The 19294-nt window shown below is 68.7% G+C and carries 13 protein-coding genes and 1 pseudogene; 5 read left to right on the top strand and 9 right to left on the bottom strand.

The window, feature by feature from the left end; translation table 11 throughout:
• Positions 1-132: 132 nt before the first annotated feature.
• The 4 genes from ACX25U_RS20625 to ACX25U_RS20610 all read right to left on the bottom strand — a co-directional run bounded on the left by ACX25U_RS20625 (position 133) and on the right by ACX25U_RS20610 (position 4996).
• Positions 133-1299 (bottom strand): hypothetical protein, encoded by a 1167-nt coding sequence (locus ACX25U_RS20625; RefSeq protein WP_454382183.1) that lies wholly within the window; start codon positions 1297-1299, stop codon positions 133-135.
• Positions 1300-2454: 1155 nt separating this feature from the next.
• On the bottom strand, positions 2455-3180 hold the full coding sequence (locus ACX25U_RS20620) for a hypothetical protein (RefSeq protein ID WP_454382182.1): 726 nt from the start codon (positions 3178-3180) through the stop codon (positions 2455-2457).
• Between the two features lie 3 nt (positions 3181-3183).
• Complete coding sequence (locus ACX25U_RS20615; RefSeq protein ID WP_454394399.1) at positions 3184-3678, bottom strand: SigE family RNA polymerase sigma factor; 495 nt, start codon at positions 3676-3678, stop codon at positions 3184-3186.
• 223 nt (positions 3679-3901) lie between these two features.
• Positions 3902-4996, bottom strand: a complete 1095-nt coding sequence (locus ACX25U_RS20610; RefSeq protein WP_454394831.1) for a hypothetical protein — start codon at positions 4994-4996, stop codon at positions 3902-3904.
• Here ACX25U_RS20610 and ACX25U_RS20605 point away from each other — a divergent pair.
• The 4 genes from ACX25U_RS20605 to ACX25U_RS20590 all read left to right on the top strand — a co-directional run bounded on the left by ACX25U_RS20605 (position 4895) and on the right by ACX25U_RS20590 (position 8346).
• Complete coding sequence (locus tag ACX25U_RS20605) at positions 4895-6055, top strand: IS1634 family transposase (RefSeq protein ID WP_454382181.1); 1161 nt, start codon at positions 4895-4897, stop codon at positions 6053-6055. The two genes, ACX25U_RS20610 and ACX25U_RS20605, sit on opposite strands and share 102 nt — an antisense overlap.
• 264 nt (positions 6056-6319) lie before the next feature.
• Positions 6320-6871 (top strand): RNA polymerase sigma factor, encoded by a 552-nt coding sequence (locus tag ACX25U_RS20600; RefSeq protein ID WP_454382180.1) that lies wholly within the window; start codon positions 6320-6322, stop codon positions 6869-6871.
• Positions 6872-7053: 182 nt separating this feature from the next.
• Positions 7054-7938: a hypothetical protein gene (locus ACX25U_RS20595; RefSeq protein WP_454382178.1), complete on the top strand. Its 885-nt coding sequence runs from the start codon at positions 7054-7056 to the stop codon at positions 7936-7938.
• Between the two features lie 3 nt (positions 7939-7941).
• A complete protein-coding gene (locus ACX25U_RS20590) occupies positions 7942-8346 on the top strand; it encodes a GntR family transcriptional regulator (RefSeq protein WP_454382176.1) in 405 nt (134 codons plus the stop codon).
• Positions 8347-8441: 95 nt separating this feature from the next.
• Here ACX25U_RS20590 and ACX25U_RS20585 read toward each other — a convergent pair whose 3' ends face one another.
• Positions 8442-9092 carry a peptidase inhibitor family I36 protein gene (locus tag ACX25U_RS20585; RefSeq protein ID WP_454382175.1) on the bottom strand — a complete coding sequence of 217 codons (651 nt, stop codon included), beginning with the start codon at positions 9090-9092 and terminating at the stop codon, positions 8442-8444.
• Between the two features lie 757 nt (positions 9093-9849).
• Here ACX25U_RS20585 and ACX25U_RS20580 point away from each other — a divergent pair.
• Entirely contained in the window at positions 9850-11106 is a 1257-nt protein-coding gene (locus ACX25U_RS20580; protein ID WP_454382173.1) for an MFS transporter, read from the top strand.
• A gap of 15 nt (positions 11107-11121) precedes the next feature.
• Here the strand turns inward: ACX25U_RS20580 and ACX25U_RS20575 are convergent, their stop codons facing one another.
• From ACX25U_RS20575 to ACX25U_RS20560, 4 genes and pseudogenes are all read right to left on the bottom strand, one after another.
• Complete coding sequence (locus ACX25U_RS20575) at positions 11122-14271, bottom strand: non-ribosomal peptide synthetase (RefSeq protein WP_454382171.1); 3150 nt, start codon at positions 14269-14271, stop codon at positions 11122-11124.
• Between the two features lie 38 nt (positions 14272-14309).
• Complete coding sequence (locus ACX25U_RS20570) at positions 14310-15410, bottom strand: asparagine synthetase B family protein (RefSeq protein WP_454382169.1); 1101 nt, start codon at positions 15408-15410, stop codon at positions 14310-14312.
• Positions 15411-15739: 329 nt separating this feature from the next.
• Positions 15740-16111, bottom strand: a pseudogene (locus ACX25U_RS20565) (asparagine synthase (glutamine-hydrolyzing)); the annotation flags it as partial.
• Between the two features lie 72 nt (positions 16112-16183).
• Positions 16184-19246 carry an amino acid adenylation domain-containing protein gene (locus ACX25U_RS20560; RefSeq protein ID WP_454394397.1) on the bottom strand — a complete coding sequence of 1021 codons (3063 nt, stop codon included), beginning with the start codon at positions 19244-19246 and terminating at the stop codon, positions 16184-16186.
• Positions 19247-19294 lie beyond the last annotated feature (48 nt).

Genomic DNA, 19294 nt, shown 5'->3' with positions numbered 1-19294 from the left:
ACGAGCACACGACCAGCGACTCACACCAGTCCTGTGACCAGCGGCTTCAAGATGGTGGATCTTCAATTGTCATCCGTGATCGTCAAAGCTGGTTGATGGCCTGCCCACCGGTGGCTTCTTTGCAGATTAGCTTCAGCTTTGCGGGGGCTTTCCCACCCAAGACAGCCAGTAAACGTTGCCGTCGCTGGCGAGGACGAAGACGTTTGCGCTCTTCTCCTGCCCCTGGAAGCCACTCAGCGCAGTGCCGCTGGCAGCCGGTGGTATTTCGAACCGGGCTGACAGGTCCTCGTGCAACCAGAATGCTTCGGGGGTCACGTACAGCTCCTGAACGTCCCCTGCGCTGTCGATGTAGGCGACCTGCTTTGAATTCCTCCCGCCCGCCCACTCGTAGCCACTCAGCGCAGAGCCAACGGCCGGTGATGCGCCGGCTTGGCGCGTCAGGTCCGCGTGTGCCCAATTCCCGCCGCTGGTGACGTACAGCTCGTGGACATGGCCGGCGCTGTCGAGGTAGGCGACCTGCTTTGAATTCCCAGCCGCCCACTCGTAGCCACTCAGCGCAGGGCGGCCGGCCGGTGGTGCGGGTGAGCCCGTCATGCGCGTCTGGTCCATCAGGTCCGCGTGCGCCCAATTCCCGCCGCTGGTGACGTACAGCTCGTGGACATGGCCGGCGCTGTCGAGGTAGGCGACCTGCTTTGAATTCCCGGCCGCCCACTCGTAGCCACTCAGCGCAGAGCCACTGGCCGGTGGTGCGGGTGAGCCCGTCATGCGCGTCTGGTCCATCAGGTCCGCGTGCGCCCAATTCCCGCCGCTGGTGACGTACAGCTCGTGGACATGGCCGGCGCTGTCGAGGTAGGCGACCTGCTTTGAATTCCCGGCCGCCCACTCGTAGCCACTCAGCGCAGAGCCACTGGCCGGTGGTGCGGGTGAGCCCGTCATGCGCGTCTGGTCCATCAGGTCCGCGTGCGCCCAATTCCCGCCGCTGGTGACGTACAGCTCGTGGACATGGCCGGCGCTGTCGAGGTAGGCGACCTGCTTTGAATTCCCGGCCGCCCACTCGTAGCCACTCAGCGCAGAGCCACTGGCCGGTGGTGCGGGTGAGCCCGTCATGCGCGTCTGGTCCATCAGGTCCGCTATACCCCCCCGGTCGCCCCCGGAGTACCACTCCCAAACATCGCCGGCGTTGTCGATGAAGACGGCCTGCGCTGAATCCCCGGCCGACCAGTAATAGCCACACAGTGCACCGACACGCACAATGATATTGATTCCGGCTTTCGGATACTGAATCGCCGCTTTGGTCATGGATTCAACTCCTTAACTATCGGCGCGATTTGGTCTTACGTCCAGAGAAGATCGATAGACCCCACGGCGGTGTCTTGATTTCTCGTTTGCGCCGCCTTGAGCGATGCTCCGATGACTCCGCATGGGCCAATAAGGCGGTCTGTCGGCAGCGACGAGCACTATCACCCACATGCCCGGTACGGGAGATATCAAAACGACTCGTACGGTCTGTGGTGTCTTGTGGTTCTATCTGTGGAACCTGGAGCGTCTGTGATCGTTGAGTCCGGTGTGGACCTCTCGTCTGCGTCAATCTCCCGGAACCCGCCTGACCAATGGAACGCTTGTTCGGGCAGCAGAGCAGGGGCAGGCCCGCACTCCGGCAGGGGCACTGCTGAACGTGCCCGAAGTACGTGAGCTTCAATGGGGGTAGGGCCTTTGTCGCCCCCAAGGGGGCTGCGGTGCTCACCGCTTCGACGGCTGCAGCTGACCTCGACCGCCTCCCCCGCCCTCGTTCCCAGGGGTTCGTGGAGCCTTGAATGGGAACGTCATGGGAACGGAAGGCCGTGTAAAGGTAGGGAACGATCAGACAGGGACGGAAAGCCGTACCGCGCCGACCAGCAGGAACGGCAAAACCCAGGGAAGATCATCATGGACAGGGAAGACAATAGGGCCTCTCCTAAAGCGGGTGTCGCAGGTTCGAATCCTGCCGGGGGCACAACGCATTACCGCTCTGACCTGCATCGGAGCATCAGAAAGGCCCCTCGGAGATCATCTCCGAGGGGCCTTTCGACCTTCCATGGGAACGAATGGGAACGCGCCTCAGGCAGCGTCCTCCGTTCGCACACTGGCAGTGGGTCTCGGAGTTCTGAAGGCGAGATCGAGAAGAGCCCGGTGACGGGAGACTGTCACGCCGGGATCTGTGGGGGCCCGGAGGTGAGAGTCCTCCGGGCCACCGACCATATCTGCCTGACGTCAGGTCACCGTCCTGCCGTCCGCCACTACATCACGCTCCGCAACCGTCATGTTGCTGAGAAGACTTCACTGAGAACACCCCAGTCGTAGCGCTTCCTGACGCACGTGCTCTTCCGCCCAGAAGTTGAAGACTCCACGCTTACGGCCAGGGGCTGGGACCCCGGGATCCCAGCCCCGTCTCACAGGGCAGAACCGCGGTTGCGATCAGCGGCTCGCGAGGCGCTCCACTTCGCTGAGCGGGACGGTCTGGAAGCCGACCTCCGCAGCGCGTCGGTACGAGTTGCTTCCGGGGATCTCCGCCAGCGGACCGGGGTACGGCCGGCGAGGCCGTCCCCTCTCCAGCCAGCACCCGGCGGTGCTCAGGACGACCTGCCCGTCCACGACCGGTGCCACCCGCATGACGGAACCCTCCGGACCACCGTCGTCGACCTGGGGCCCGATGACTCCGAAGAGGCTGCCGTCGCGGGCCCAGAGCGATCCGGTGGGCGCGCCGGGCACCGGGCCGCCGTCGGGGCCGGCGTCGCTCCGCAGCCAGACAGTGCTTCCCGAGCGGATCTCCGGGCCGCTCAGGGTCCTGACGTCGGTCAGGCGCATTTCGGCGTACACCGGCCCGGCGGGGGATGCCGAACGACCCGTCAGGATCCCCTTCGCGAGGACGACCGTGAAGCCCTCCTCCCGGGCAATCGCGAAATGCTCCTGCAACGGGAATGCCGCGCATGCGCTTGCCCCATCCATCGCGGTGGGCGCGGTGGGCGTGCCGGAGCCCGCGGACCAGAGCGTGATCACACCCGCAGCGACGACGGCTGCGCATCCGGCGGCCAGGACGCGTCGGCGGGCCCGCTTCCTGCGTTTGGTCTGCAGTGCGGCGAGCACGGCCTCCGGGTCGGGGGTGTGCGAGGCGAGGGCGTCGGTCAGGTCGTCCACGTCCACAGGTCAACTCCTCTCGGTGAGGGTGTGAGCGGAAAGGCGCAGCGCGGCACGGGCCTGGGAGAGATGGGAGCGCACCGTGGCGCTGCTGCAACCGAGCGCCTGTGCGATCTCCTGGTCGTCCTGGTCGAGCAGATAGCGCAGGACGACGGCCACCCGCTGGCGCGGTGTCAGTCCCGCCAGCAGCCGGTCCACCTCGTCCCGCCGCGCCACGGCGTCACTGGCATCGGGATCCACCTGGTCCAGCACGGCGGCGTCCCCGCTGGGCTCGGTCTGCCGCCGCTTGGCCTTGCGCCGGTCCGACAGATGGGTGTTGACCACGATCCGGCGCACGTAGGCGACAGGATTCTCTGTTGCGGAGATCCTGCGCCAGCGGGAGACGACCACCAGCAGCGCGTCGGACAGGATGTCCTCGGCCAAGTGTGGATCCCCGGTCAGCGCACCCGCGAAGCGGCTGAGCCCCGGGAGCTCAGCACTGAGGAACTCCTCGAGCGTTACGATGTCGGCTACCTCCTCATCCGCGCCGCTCGGTGACGGCGTCCCGGTGAATAGACGTCACGGCCCTGGTCTTTTGTGCAGGCTCGGCATGACAGGATTCCAAGTTCCGCATCCATGGCGCTCGGGCCGGCGAACCAGCGGAACCGGTCCGCGGAAGCGCATCGGCCTGCGCACCCACCCCGGGTGCGCAGGCCGATGTCGTACTACCTGCTCGGGCTGCTACCTGCTACCAGGTCGCGAGGGACCCCCCGGGGATCCCCTTCACGATCGTGCGCATCGAGGTGAACAACACCCCCTTGCCGCACTTGGCGCCGTCGGGGTCATGGACGGAACCGCAGTTGGAGACAAAGCGGTCCACACCCTGGATCATGCCGGCTGCGCGGACCTTGCCGTCGCCGGCAGGGGTCAGCACGGGGCCGCCGCTGTCGCCCTGGATGACCGCGATCGCGCCGCTCTTCTGCTGGGTCGCGTGGATCGTGGTCAGCTTGCTGCCGTGGCGGTCGTCGAATTTCACCTTCATCGCATCCACCTTGATGTTGCAGTGAACGCCGGAGTTGCCGCCACTGGTGCAGACCTTGTCGCCGAGGCTGAGGTCGCGGTAGCCCACGACGCGCTTGCGGTAGCCCTTCGTGTTGTTCCACCCACCGTCGAACATCTGCCCAATTCCAGCCCCGTTGAGGATCCGGGCACCGCCCCCATTTTCGGTGAAGATTCCCTTCCCGTACTTGGCCTTGCCGTTCCTCGCGCGGTAGTCGTTGCCGTCGCAGTGCCGGGCGGTGGTGATGTGCGTCTTGCCTTGGTACCGCACGGAGAAGCCCGTGGAGCAGAAATGCAGCTTGTTGGGGCTGTACATGTAGCCACCGGCGTAGAACGGCGAGAAGTCGTTCTTGCGGGTCGCGCTGGCTGTTTCAGCCTCCTCCTCCGAGACGATCCGGACCGGCACACCGTCGACCTGCGCAACCATGGAGCGGGCGAACGTGGCACCGCCGACCTGCGGCTCGGTGTAGGAGCCGTGCACCACGATGCCGTCGAAGTCCTCGGTGACACCCGCGATGTAGGCGATCTGAAAACCCGGCCATCCGCCGGCGTCGGCGCTCGCCCAGATGGCGTCGATCGCGCTCTCCAACTGCGCCAAGTCGTACTGCCGCTGTTCGAACGTCAGCGAGATTCCCCAGTTGGCGGCCTCCTGGACAGCCTGGGCCTGGAGCGGGGAGTCGCCGTGCCAGAGCAGGGTCATGGACTTGGTGTCGGAGTCGTTCACGGACTCGATGAATCCGCTGCTCGCGATACCGGGCCGCTCGAGCAGCCAGGTCTTGAACAACCCCAGCTCTTCCTGACGGTTGAGGGAGTCTGCTCCCTCCTCCTGCACATCGCCGGCGAGCAGGAGTTCTTGATGGTCGCGGACGCCAAGCTGGTGTCCTATACGAACATCACCGCCCTGCTCGAAGCCGAGGTCCCGTTCATCGCCCCGGTGCCGGCCGCCCAGATCAAGGACGGGGTCTACGCCGCCCTCGACCTGGAACAGGCCACCGTCGTGGACTGGGTTCCACAGCGGGATGCGGGCAAGGACCCGGCCGAGCGGGAGGTCTACCGGGTGCTGGAGGACATCCACACCCTGGCGGGCCCGCGCAAGCGCGATCCGGTGCTCACCCTGCGGCGGGTCCTGGTCCACTCCACCGCGAACGCGGCCGGCCGGCAGACGGCCCGGGCCAAACGCCTGGCCAGGGCGGCCGAGGACCTGGACAAGCTCGCGCGTGCAGCGGGCGGGCGGCACTACAAGACGGCCGAGAAGGTCGCGGCCCGCGCCGGGGTGATCGCCGCCAAGCGCCGCGTCACCGCGTGCCTGCGCTGGCACGTGCACCAGGACGACGCCGGCCTGCCATCGCTGGAATGGGCGTTCGACCAGGACGTCCTCGACGCCGAAGCCAAGGCCGACGGCTGGTACGCACTGATCACCCCGCTCCCGGCCGAGCAGGCCGACCCCGCGCAGGTCCTGATCCAGTACAAGGGCCAGGGCGCGGTCGAGCGCCGCTACGCGGACTTCAAGGGCCCGCTCGCGGTCACCCCGGTCTTCGTCCAGCACAACCGCCGCGCCGCCGCCCTGATCCAGGTCATCTGCCTGGCACTGCTGGTCTTCTGCCTGATCGAACGCCAGGTCAGACGCGCTCTGGGGCCGGAGCAGACCATGGCCGGGCTCTACCCGGACAACCGCCGGGTACGGCCCACCGGCCGGATGATCCTCTACCACCTCGGCGAGCTGAACCTGCGGATCGGGAACGTGACCGACCCACCGACGGTGCAGATCACCCGGGGCGTCCAACTCCACCTCCTCGAACTACTCGGCATCGAAGTCACACAAACCCGCTGGCCACAGACCTGAATCGGTGACCTGCGAAGTACGGGCCTAGACGATCCACGCCCCGGCGACGAAGGCCGGGGCCGCCGAGGTTGCCCAGCTCGTGCACGGCGTGCTGCGCGGCGACGTCCCCGACCCGTTCCGCCGCAACCAATGACCGAACCAGACTGACCACTGGCCGCGGATCTCTTTTGATGGCGCGGGAAGGGATTTCACAGTCGGCTGCTGTAATCGCGAGGGGGTGACGGACACAAACGGTCTGCGAGCATCATCGGAAGGGGAGGCCGCGTGGGTGAGATCGCGGACGAGTGGTCCCGGTTCGAGGCGGTGTACCGGGACTCGTACCACGCCGTGGTGAGGTATCTGACGCGCCGACTCGCCCCGGACCTGATCGACGATGCTGCTTCGGAGGTGTTCGCCATCGCCTGGGAGCGTTGGTCGACGAAGCGGGGCGCCGCCTTGCCGTGGCTGTACGGCATCGCCCGACGGGTCGTCGCCAACACGTGGCGATCCCAGGAGCGGGCGGATCGGCTGGCAGGTCGGTTGCGCGGCGAGAAGGACACGTACACAGACGAACCCGGCGCGGAGACCCGGGTGCTGGCGCGCATGGGCGCCGCCCGTATTCTCGCGCGGCTGTCCGAGGGCGACCGTGAGGTGCTGATGCTCGTCTCCTGGGACGGTCTCGATCCGCATGAGGCAGCCCAGGCTCTCGGGTGCAGCAAAGCCACCTTCGCCGTGCGCCTGCACAGGGCCCGGCGAAGATTGGAGCACGAACTCGCGAAGGACGTTCCTGCGGTCGCCGACCATCGCCCTGCAACTACGGAGAGGACTGCAACGTGAAGCGAGACGTGGAGCGGATCCGAGGACTCCTGACCACCGCCAATGATCCAGCGGGTCTCGTCGAGCCTGCCCGCGCCGCCCTGCCGTCACAAGCGGAGCACACACTCCGGGCTCTGCGGTCCACCCGGCGTCCGCGACAGGTACATCTGGGTCGACGGCGGCTCCTCGCGGGAGCAGCGATCGTGGGCATCGGCACGGTCCTGGCCGTGGGTGGCCGGAACCTCCTCCCGGACAGCGACGTGGTGGCACCTGTCGCATACACGCCACCCGTACTGTCCCTGCAGCCCGTCGAGGGACAGTCGACGCGCGAGTTCCTCCTCGCCTTCGCGCGGCGTGTTGAAAGGCTCGAACCCGAAGCGGCGCAGGGCGCCTACCAGTACTCGAAGACGTGGGGCTGGTGGCTCAACACCGCCGGGGACGTTCCGGGAGGTGTTGCCAACGCCGCCGTGCCCACCGTGACCGAGTCCTGGGTGGGCAAGGACCATTCCGGACGTCAGCGCAGTGCGTTCGGTGAGCCGATCTACCCCAACCCCGCGCAGCGGAAGGAAGCCGAAGAGGCGGGACTGGTCGCCGGTACCGGGGTCGAGGACCGGACGTTCGGGCCCGGCAAGTTCCCTTCCCCGGAAGGCGGAGACTGGGGGGCGGTCGCTCCGTTCGCCACCGACCCCGGAAAACTCGCACAGCAGCTGGCGAAGGTGAACTGGGAGGGCGGGGCGATCATTTACGGAGTGAACGACCTGCTCGGCTACGTGGCAAGATCCGGCCCGGTGGATCCGCGTCTCCGTGCCGCCGCGCTGCGGGTCCTCGCCGGCAGCACCGGCGTGGCCGTGGCCACCACTACGACCTGGAACGGACGGGATGTGATCGCCGTGTCGCAGAACGAGAGGCTGGACGGCAGCACGCAACGGGAATCAGTGCTGTTCGATCCGGAGACGGGTTACCCCGTGGGCACGGAGTCGGCTCTGTTCGGACACGCACGGCGCCTCAACGTGTCCGTCCCCGCCACTCTCAGCGTGACCGAGACGCTGGAGCGGGGCAGTGTGTCGACGATCGACCGGAGGCCCTGAGCGATGCCGGAAAGGAAGTACGACAGGCCCCCATACCTGAAGGCGATCCACTTGCCCGGGCCGACGACGAGCGATACGGAACAGGCATGTGGGGAATTCGTCAGCCACATCCGCGATGGCCTGGCCGAACGCCGCTATGTCTTCGGCGACATTCTGCCGACGGTCTCCGAGGTGCGGGACCAGTACGGCATACAGGAGGAAGACATTCACAGCGCGATCCAGGAGCTCCGCAGGGCCGGGCTCCTGCAATTGCACGATGAGTACCGGGATACGTACTTCCTCGATCCCGGCTCCGATCACGCGGTGGGTGAACCGCAAGAGGATCTCGTCGAACGCGTGAAGAGGCTGGAAGCCCTGTACCGTGACCTGGCAGCCCGCGTCGAGGCGATCGATCCGCTATCCCACTGATCTGGCCAACCACGGCAACGGAACGGCTGAGCGCCCCGATACAAGACCGAGGGTGCCCAGCCGCTTCGTTCCGTTTCCCGCCCCGCCGGTCTGCGCTACTTCCGGCAGGCTGTGAAGCTGCTGGCCTTGTTGTCGTGGAACGGGTCCACCTTGCTCACCTTGGTCCACGGCTGTTCCCGCCACAGGGTGCCCGTGAACCAACCGTCGTAGACGGTGACGATCATCCCCACGTTAGCGGCGTTCCTGGTCGTGTTCACCCATGCGGTGGTCATGTTGTCGAATCCGTAGTCCCCGAACCGGATGCCCGTGGAGCAGTGCGCATGGTTCCACTGAAGTCGGCGCCCCCCGAAGTTCGAGTACTGATAGAAGCAGTACCAACGGTTGTCGTCGTTGCCTGCCGGGCATCCCTGCCAGTTGACCAGCGGTTCGACATCAGCCGTCGCGCTGAGCCCTTCGGCGCGGAGCGCCGCGGCACTGGAGGGCGGCGCCTCGGTCTCGCCAGGAAGCGGGAAGGCCAGGATCGGTTCGCCACCGTTCCAGGAGATCTCGTTTGCGCTGATCTGTACGCCCCCGTTGTCGGTCTCGGCGAGCACCTCGTCGATCTCCGCCTGCAGTTCCTGCCGTTCATCGGAAGACAGGGCCCGGACGTCGGGACGGTTGTCGGCCGCCGCGACCACAGGGAGAACCGGACGCTCCTGCGCCTGGGCCGTCGCACCACCCGTGATCGCCGCGGCGAAGAGGACCACAGCCCCCGCAACCATTGAAGCCGTACGTATCGGACGTCTCCTACGCATCTTTCCCCCCCTGCGATTTTCGTTTACAGATCACTCACATCGGGATCACGGTAAACCGCGATGCGCGACAGATGAAGGTGACAAACGATGTTGGCGTGAAATAGTGCCCCAACTGACGGGCGAACGCTGCCTGATGGGCACTAGCCAGGCACGAAAGCCCGCAGCGGACGCCTCCCCACGCACGTGCCCTGAGGGCACATCCAGGGCACATGAGCCTGGGAAACGGCGTTGAATGGCGAGAACTACGGAGAAAAGTTTTCGCAGGTCGGCTCTGCTTTCGCTGCAAAACCTCAGGTCAGTGCCCTCCCACTTCCAATCGCTGCACGAGTGGTAGGACTTCAGCCACCGGCTGCATGAGACGGGGCATCAGCCTTATTGCCTTGTGTGGCCCTAAGCTGGGATTTCATGGTGTTCGGGCGGGGTTTTCGGACCCCGCCTTTGTCACGTGCCGGGAGGGGCCGTCAGGTGGCCAGGGCACATTGAAGGCACATGGATTTCGCTGGGGCGCTGATGTGCTCTTCCGGGGCCGCCTGGGAGTTTTCTCCAAGGAGCCGGGTGACCAGGCTGCCGTCATGTCCGGTTCAGGACGGTGGGGATGGACAGTCCCGCGGTGGCACGTCACGCTTGGGCGAATGGGTGATCCGGAGAGCGGCAGGGACAACAGGATACTGAGGTCCAGCAGGGCGCTGAGTGACCTACGCGGCCGACGATGAGCGAGAGCCTCGCCTCGTCGGCTGTCGCGCGACCGCTGTGGCGCAACCGGGACTTCATGCTGCTGTGGAGCGGCCAGGTCGTCTCGACCGTGGGCATGCGGGTCACCACGCTCGCCTACCCGCTACTGGTGCTCGCGCTGACGGACTCGCCGTTCCAGGCGGGGCTCGTGGGGTTCGCCCAGACCTTGCCGTTCCTGGTGCTGTACCTGCCGGCCGGGGCACTGGTCGACCGTTGGGACCGCAGGCGCGTGATGCTGGCGGCCGACGGTGTCCGGGCGGTGCTGCTCGGTCTCGTCGTGCTGGCGCTCGCGGTCGACAGGCTGGGCGTGGCGGCCCTGCTGGCGGTCGTCTTCGTGGACGGCGCGTGCTTCGTGTTCTTCCAGCTCGCGGAGTCCGCCGCACTGCCGCACATCGTCCCGCGGCACCAACTGCCCACTGCGGTCGCCCAGAACCAGGCCCGCGAACTCGGCGCCGACCTGGCCGGACGCCCACTGGGCGGCGCCCTGTTCGCCGCCGGCCACATCCTGCCGTTCGTGGCGGACATGCTGTCCTACGTGCTCGGTTTCCTGGCCATGCTCTTCGTACGGCCCGGCCTCCAGAACCGGAGCGACGTCGACCACCGGCGGCGGGGGCTGCTCGCCGACATCTCCGAGGGGCTGGTGTGGCTGTGGCACCAGCGTCTGATGCGGGCCCTGGTGGCCCTGACCGGTGCCGTGAACCTCGTCCTGTCCGCGCTCACCCTCGTCATGATCGTGCGGGCCCAGGAGCTCGGTGCCTCGCCCTCGCTGATCGGGGTGATGCTGGCGCTGCCCGGCGGGGCGGCGATCGCCGGTGCCTTCGCCGCTCCGTGGCTGCACCGGCGTCTGCGGCCGCGGACCGTGGTGATCGGGTCACTGTGGCTGTGGGCCTGTGGCATGGCGGTGCTGATGTGGCTGTCCTCGCCTCTGGCGCTGGGCGCGGTAGTCGCCGTGACGTCGCTGGCCGAACCGGCCTTCAACGTGGTCGTCACGTCGTACCGTTACGCGCTCGCCCCCGACCGTCTTCAGGCCCGCACGGTCAGCGCCGCCCGGCTGATCACCTGGGGGGCGGTCCCTCTGGCCTCGCTGGCCGCCGGGGGCCTGCTCCAGTCGCTGGGGGCGCGGGGCACGCTGGTGGCGTACGCCGTCTTCATGGTCGTGCTGGCCGCCGTCGTCACCGCGCTTCCCGTGATACGGCAGGCCCCGCGGGCCGAGGAGATTCCGCGCCCCGAGTGATCTCTCCCGGACAGGTCAGTTCTCCTCGCCGGTCCCGTCGATCAGCCGACCGAGCTCCTCGATCGTCGGATGCTCGAAGAGCCCGCGGACGGTGAGCGGGAAGCCGAGTTCATCCCTGACCCGGTTGGTGATCCGCACGGCCAACAGCGAGTGACCGCCGAGATCGAGGAAGTCGTCGTGGACACCGACCTCGTCGAGGCCGAGTACGTCGGCCCAGATGTCCGAGAGGGCGGCCTCCGCACGGCTGCGGGGCGCGTCCGACGGTGCAGTGGCCACCTCCGCGACGGACAGGGCCGCACGGTCTACCTTGCCGTTGGCGGTGCGGGGCAGCCGGTCGAGGGCGACGAACGCACCCGGGATCATGTGGCCGGGCAGCCGCCTTGCGAGGAAGCCGCGCAGTTCCGCCGGACCGGGCGGGTCCTCCGCGGCCAGGACGACATACGCGGCCAGGGCACACCTGTCGGCCGCGTCCTCGTACGGGACGACCGCACATGTCCGCACTCCCGGATGGGCGCGCAACGCGGCCTCCACTTCGCCCGGTTCGACACGGTGACCGCGGATCATGACCTGGTCGTCCACCCGGCCGAGGAACTCCAGCCGTCCGCCCGGCCGCCAGCGCACGAGGTCACCGGTCCGGTAGAGGCGTGCTCCCGGCGAGCCGGCATACGGGTCGGGCAGAAACCGCCGTGCCGTCAGCGCGGGCCGCCCCAGGTAACCGCGCGCCACCCCGGAGCCCCCGACGTACAGTTCGCCCGGGATCCCTTCCGGCACCGGGTTCATCTGCTCGTCGAGGACATAGGTGCGCAGGTCAGGGATGCGGACCCCGATCGGGCTGCCGGGCGGGCCGTCGAGGCCGGCGGGCTCCAATAGGTGACGGGTGACATGCACCGTGGTCTCGGTGATGCCGTACATGTTCGACAGGCGGGGCCGCTCGTGACCGCGCCGCGCAACCCAGCCGCGCAGCGTCTGGGGGTCGCACCGCTCACCGCCGAGGATCACCTCGCGCAGGGCGAGCGGTGGGCTGCCCGCCGCCTCGTCAGCGCGGTCCAGCTGGAGGAAGGCGGTGGGGGTCTGGTTGAGCACCGTGACACCCTCCCGGCGCAGGACGTCGAGGAGGAGTTCCGGCTCCCGGACGTCGTCCCCGGACAAGACGACGACCCGGCCGCCGTGCGCGAGCGCACCCCACAGTTCCCAGACGGAGAAGTCGAAGGCGTACGAATGGAACAGCGTCCAGACGTCGTCCGGGCCGAAGCCGAACCATGCGCGGGTCGACGTCAGGAGCCGTACGACGTTGGCGTGGGTGACCAGGACTCCGTTGGGCCGGCCGGTGGACCCCGAGGTGTGGATGACGTATGCCAGATGGTCCGGGCCGGGCGCCTCGGCGGGAAGGGGCTCGGTGACCGATGGACCCGGCCGGTCCAGCAGGACCGTCTCGCACCCGGACTCGGACAGCAGGTCACGCAGGGTGCTCCGCGTCACGACCACCTTCGTCTCCGCGTCCTCCAACAGCAGGCGCAGCCGCTCCGGCGGATGCGCCGGGTCGAGCGGCAGGTACGCCCCGCCCGCCATGAGGACGCCCAGCAGGGCGACGACGAGGTCGGCGGAACGGTCGAGGCAGACGCCGACGATCGTGTCCGGACCGACGCCCGATCCACGCAGCCGGTGGGCGACGCGGCCGGCGCGTTCGGCGAGCTGCGCGTAGGTGAGCCGTCGGGTGCCGTCCGTCACCGCTTCGGCGTCCGGGGTGCGCACGGCCCACGCTGCGATCAGATCGTGCAGGCAGGCGCCCGCAGCCCCGGACGACGCGCTCGGTTCGACGCGATTCCAGGCGTGGACCACCTGCGTGTGCTCCCCTTCGGTGAGGATCGGCAGCCGGGAGAGCGGCTCGTCCGGGCGCTCGGAGGCGGCGTCGAGGAGGGTGTGGAAGTGCCCGGCCATGCGGACCAGGCGGGCGTCGTCGAAGAGTTCGGCCGCATGGTCGAGCCAGGCCCGCACGCCCCCGCCGCCGGGGACGAGGGACAGGACCAGTTCGTAGGGCGCGGGCAGTGGGTCGACCGGTTCCCGTCGGATATCGAGGCCGGGCAGGCTCAGGACGGGGGGTTCGGCGGGGTGCATCACGCACATCGCCCGGAAGAACGGGGATCCGTCCAGGCCGCGGGTCGGCCGCAGTTCTTCCACCAGTCGTTCGAGGGGGACATCGGCATTATCGAAGCCGGCGAGGACCCTATCCCGCACGTGGGCGAGGAGTTGGCGGAAGGTGAGCCCGGCGAACGGGCTGATGCGCACGGGCAGGGTGTTGACGAAGAGGCCGATCACGTCTTCAAGTCCGGGGCGGTCGCGCCCCGCCACCGGCACTCCGATCACCAGGTCGTCCTGGCGTGTGTAGCGTGAGAGCAGGGCCGCGAAGGCGGCGAGCAAGGGCATGAACAAGGTCGCCGATTCCGTGCGTGCCAGTCCACGTAGTCGTGCCACGAGCTCGGAGGGCAGCTGGAACTCGTGCCGGCCTGCCCGGGGTTCGGTGCCCTTCCCGCGCGGGCGGTCGGCCAGCAGGCGTGGGGCGGGCGGCGCGTCCGCCAGGTGGTCGCGCCAGTGCGCCAGCTGCCGCTCTTGTTCCTCGTACTGTTCGGGCGCACGCTGCCAGGCGGCGAAGTCCGCGTACTGGAGCGGCGGTTCGTGCAGGGCTGCGCCGCCGTAGGCGCTGGCGAGGTCGCCCTGGAGGACAGCCACCGATCCCCCGTCGGACACGATGTGGTGCAGCCTGATCAGCAGGACGTGGTCCTCCTCGGCCAGCCGGAAGATCCGGGGCTGGAACAGCGGCCCGCGCTCCAGGTCGAAGACGGCGCGTGACGCCTCCCGCAGCCGTCGGCGCAGGACCCTCTCGCGGACGGCCGGTTCGTACCCGGTGAGGTCCTCGACGGACGGGGAGAAGTCCCAGCCTGGTGCGACGACCTGCACGGGGCGGCCGTCCACGACCCGGAAGGTCGTCCGCAGCGCCTCATGCCGGCCGACCACCGCGGACAGCGCGGTGACCAGTGCCGCCGCGTCCAGCGGGCCGGTGATCCGAAACGCCCAGGCGAGGTTGTACGAGGGATCGTCCGGGGCCATCTGGTGGAGCAGCCAGAGCCGGTCCTGGGCGTAGGATGTCCGGCAGACGAACGGTTCCATCACGCACCTCCGGGGGACAGGGCGCCGAGCCCCTCGCGTCAGGTCAGGTCGGGCAGGTCGAAGCTCTCCAGGAAGATCCCGAAGGTCAAGACGAGCAGCAGCAGATCGTCCTCGACGAGAAGGTCGAGCCGGCTCTCCTCGTCCAGCCACCGTCGGCGCAGCTGCCCTACCGCCTCGGGATCGAAGTAGCCCTGGCGGCGGATCCGCCCCGGGTCCAGCAGCGCGTCGGCCCAGTCCTCCGCCTGCCGCAGGAGATCGGGACCGGTGTGGGCGTGGAATGCGAACTTCTCCCGCTCCACGATCTCGCTCGGCAGATAGCCGTCGGCGACCCGCTTGACCGGGTACTTCTCCTCGAAGTCGTACAGCACCATGTCCGGCGGCATGGTCCGCGCGCGCTCGACGACGTCGAGGTCGAGGAACGGATAGCGCACCTCCACCGAGTTGGCCATGGCCATCCGGTCGCCGTGGTCGCCCAGCAGGTGGTCGGGCAGCCGCAGCTTGAAGTCGAGATAGGAGCGCTGGTGCAGGATGTGCCGCCCGGCGAGCCGTGCCGGGTCCGCCAGGGGCCGGGCGAGGCAGTCGAAGGAGTCGAGCTCGCCGGTCAGTCGGCGTGCGAACAGGCGACGCCGGGTCTCGGCCAGTCCGGCAAGGTCCCTGCCGTAGGCAAGCTGGGGATGACCCCAGAGCCGTTCCCGCAGGCGTTCTTCGGCTGACATCGGCTGTGCGGGATCCCACCGGGCCGTCCGGAACAGGTCGTACTTGTAGCCGATGTAGCCGGCGAACAGTTCGTCGACGCCCTCGCCGGTCAGAACGACTTTGGCACCCCGGTCCCGTACCGCTCGGGAGAGGCGCAGGGAGGCCACGTTGTAGCTCTCCTTGATGGGGCATTCGCAGTGCCGTATCGCTTCCGGCAGTCCGTCCAGGAGGTTCTGCGGGGTCATCTCGACCTCGGTGTGGCGGGAGTCGAACTTCCGCGCCACCAGTCTCTGGAAAGACCGCTCCGACATCTCCTCGTCGGGAAAGACAGCGGAGAACGTGCGGGGCGCGGTCCCGGGCAGCAGGCGGCTCGCCATGGCCGCGATGAGGGACGAGTCGACACCGCCGCTGAGGTAGTAGGCGTGCGGAACGTCCGCCCGCATGCGGAGGTCGACTGACCGGAGCATGGCCTGCTCCAGCCGGTCGAGGTGCTCCGGCCATTCCTCCTCCGCGGCCGGGGCAGCTCCGCGAGCGGCGGATAGTCCAGGTCCCAGTACTGCTCGGTACGCAGGCCCCCTTCCTCGACGACGAGCAGGTGGCCGGGCGGCAGGCTGGAGATCCCGGCGAACATGGTGCGTGGGCTGACCAGTCCCGGCAGGACGAGCACCTGGTCGAGGCCCGTGAGATCCACCTCGCGTGACACGCGGGGATGGGCGAGTAGGGCCTTGATCTCGGAGGCGAACAGGAGAGTCCCGTCGACGACGGTGTAGTGCAGCGGCGCGATCCCGACGTGGTCGCGGGCCAGGACCAGACGGCGACGCCGGCTGTCGTACAGGGCGAAGGCGAACTGTCCGTTGAGCCGGTGCACCAGCTCGGTGCCCGCCTCCTCGTAGAGGTGGACGAGCACCTCCACGTCGCAGGCGGTACGGAATCGATGGCCGGCCGCCCTCAACTCCTCCCGCAGCGCGCGGTGGTTGAAGATCTCCCCGTTGCAGCAGACGACGACCGTGCGGTCCTCGTTGCTCATCGGCTGGTGGCCGCCCGGCGGATCGACGATGCTCAGTCTGCGCGCGGCCAAGCCGACGCCGTCCCGCAGGAACCTGCCGTGGTCGTCGGGGCCGCGGTGCGTCAGGGTCCGTGCCATGGCGGTGAGCACGCCCGGGTCGGCGGAGCGCCCCCGGCCCAGGTCGGCGGTGCCGACGATGCCGCACACGGGTCAGTCCCCCCGCCGATCGGATCCATGACGGTCCCGGAACCCCTCGATCAGTTCCGCCGGGAGGGTCGTTTCCTCCAGCTGTGCCCGGGTGGCGGTGAAGCCGAGCCGGTGCAGCAGCGCGTGGCTGCGCTCCGCCGCCTCGACATCGGCCACGCCTACCGTGGCGGGCATCCCCTCGAACTCGGCGGTGAGCAGGGACGACAGGACGCAGCCGCCGATCGCGTGCGGATCCTGCTCGAACCAGCCGCGGATCGTCGCGGCATCCTCCCGTCTGCGCACCCACGAGGGCACGTACCGCAGTTCGCCGACCGGCTCGGGACTGCGTAGCTCGCCGCCCTCGACACATAGCAGGTCAGCGGCGTGCCGCATCCGCCGCCACGCGCGGGCCGGGTCGAAGCAGTGCGGGGCGGAGTCGTCGATCACTAGACAACCGACGGGCAGCCGGTCCACGTCGAGCACATCGGACACATTGGTCGCGGCCACGATCAGAGACGCCTCGTAGACCGCGTCGGGGACCGAGCCGTCCGTGGACTCCGCGATGTCGACGGGGCCGTCGTACACGCTCCGTACCGTCGCGCGGATCTCTTCCAGATGCATACGGCGGCTGTAGAGATCGCACAGGGTGATGCGCCGTGGATGCGGCAGCCGTCGCAGCTGTAGTCGCAGCGCGGACTCACCGATGGAGCCCAGTCCGACGAAGGCGACGGATTCCTCGCCCATTCGCCGGCCCGCCCTGCGCAGCAGATGTTCGGTGTTGAGAACGACGGCGGCGATTGTTGTCCCGTGACCGGTCGTGATCACTGGAAGGTCGTCCCCCTCCCCCGCCGCGTCGACGATCGAACGGCCGTAACCGGTCGCCGACGGCAGCAGGTTGATGAGGGACACGGCCCGCGCACCGATCCTCCTGGCCGCCCTCAGCGTCGGGATCACCGCCTTCAGCAGCCCCTGGGGGTCCCGGTAGGCGTCCGACTCGGCGAACGGGACGGTCATCAGGGCGATCCGGCCGAGACCCGTCTGCTTGACGCCAGAGACCAGGGGGACGCCCTGGCACCAGTCGTCGAGGTACTCCTCCCACTCCAACCCGCGCCTACGCAACAGGGATTCGGGGATGCAGCTCACGGTCGCGGCGTCCACGGGGGGCAGTTCGCCGGCCTCGATCAGGGCGTGCAGCGGGCGGTGTTCGAAGCGGACGAAGTCCGAGGAAGTGCCGGTGTCCCGGGGCGTCGGCGTGGCCCGGGGTTCGGGGGTGTGCGTGCGAGGAGCGTCCGGTGGCAGGTTCATGATCGCCTCCGCGAGTGCCGCTACGGTCGGGTGCCGGAGGACGAGCCTGACCGGGACGTCCCTCCCGGTAGCCGTGGACACCCGGTCCGCCAGCTGCACGGTTTGCAGGGAGTGGCCGCCGAGTTCGAAGAAGTTGTCGTGGATGCCCACGGCGGAGCAGCTGAGCACCTCGGACCACAGGGCGGTGAGCTGCTTCTCCAGAGGGGTGCGGGGCTGCGCCGGTGCCGGGTCCGGGATCCGCGGCGTGGGAAGTGCCCGCCGGTCCACCTTGCCGTTGCCGGTCCTCGGCAGCCGCGGCAGCGGGTGGAACGCCGCCGGGACCATGTGGTCGGGCAGGGTCCGGGCCAGGAAAGCCCGCAGTTCGTCGTGGCCGGGGCAGGGTCGGCCGTCGGCTGCGACCACGTAGGCGACGAGTCGCGGATCATCGTCGGACTCCGCGGTCCGGACCACCGCTGCGTCGCCGATGTCCGGGTGGCGACGCAGGTGGGCGGTGATCTCGCCCGGTTCGACACGGAAGCCGCGGATCTTCACCTGGTCGTCCGTCCGTCCCAGGTACTCCAGCAGACCGTCCGGGCGCCAGCGCACCATGTCTCCGGTGCGGTAGCAGCGGGCACCGGCGTGCGGGGCGTAGGGGTCCGGCACAAACCGTTCGGCGGTCCGCGCCGGCTGCCCGAGGTAGCCTCGCGCCACACCGATCCCGCCGATGTACAACTCGCTCGGGACACCGAGCGGTTGCGGTTGCAGGGCGTCGTCCAGCACGTACACGTGCACGCCGGGCAGCGGGCGTCCGATTGGTGTCTCGCGTCCGGGTGCGAGATCCTGTGCGTCGGTGAAGCGGTGCTGTACGGCGTTGATCGTTGTCTCGGTCGGCCCGTAGGCGTTCACGAGGGGGATGCCGGGGCCGTCGGGCGAGAACCAGTGCCCGATGTGCGATGGCAGGGCCCTGTCCCCGCCGATGAGGACGAGCCGGACGTGGTCGGGAGAGTGCGGCGGCTTCCCGGACGCATGGCCGGTGAGGTGGTGCCAGTAGGCGGTGGGAAGGCCGAGGACGGTAAGCCGGAGCCGGGCGCAGGCGGCGTAGAACCGGGGTGCCGTGTCGACGATGTCCTCGCCCATGACGACCGTCGCGCCACCGCACAGGGCGAGGAAGATCTCCTCGACGCACATGTCCCCGCCGATGGCGGAGAAGGAAAGCACCCGGTCCTCGCGGGTGATTTTATGGGTGCTTACCATGTGCGCGAACAGATGGACCAGGCCGGTGTGCGTCAGCTCCACGGCCTTGGGGATGCCGGTCGAGCCGGAGGTGTACAGCACGAAGGCACGGTCGTCCTGGTGCGGTCGGCCGTGGTCCACTCCCGGGTCGCCCGGCAGTGGTTCGCGGTGGACCGGGGCCCGCCGTGCCGGGACGCCGTCCCGCGGCTGTTCGACCCTGTCGACAGGGACCAGCCGTACCTCGTCCAGCCCGTCGGCGCGCGTCCGGGACCCGGTCACGACGAACTCGACACCCGCGTCCCGGAACAGGGTGGAGGCACGGTCGGCAGGCTGGCCGGGGCGCAGGGGCAGGCAGGCGGCGCCCGAGCCGAGGATTCCCAGCATGCCGATGACCAGCTCGGGTCCGCGTTCGGTGTAGAGGCCGACGGGTGTCTCTCCGGTCACGCCGAGACTGCGCAGCCGCGCGCTCAACCTGTCGGCCGCCCCGGCCAGTTCACGATAGGTGAGCCGGCTGCCCTCGTGCTCGACGGCGATCGTCCCGGGCGACCGGCCGGCCTGAAGCAGGACCATGTCGTGGAGTCGGCCGGCCGGTGCGGGAACGGGTCGCGGCCCCCGGCC

This window comes from Streptomyces sp. JNUCC 63, assembly GCF_054366325.1.
This window is presented reverse-complemented; position numbering and strand designations above follow the sequence as displayed.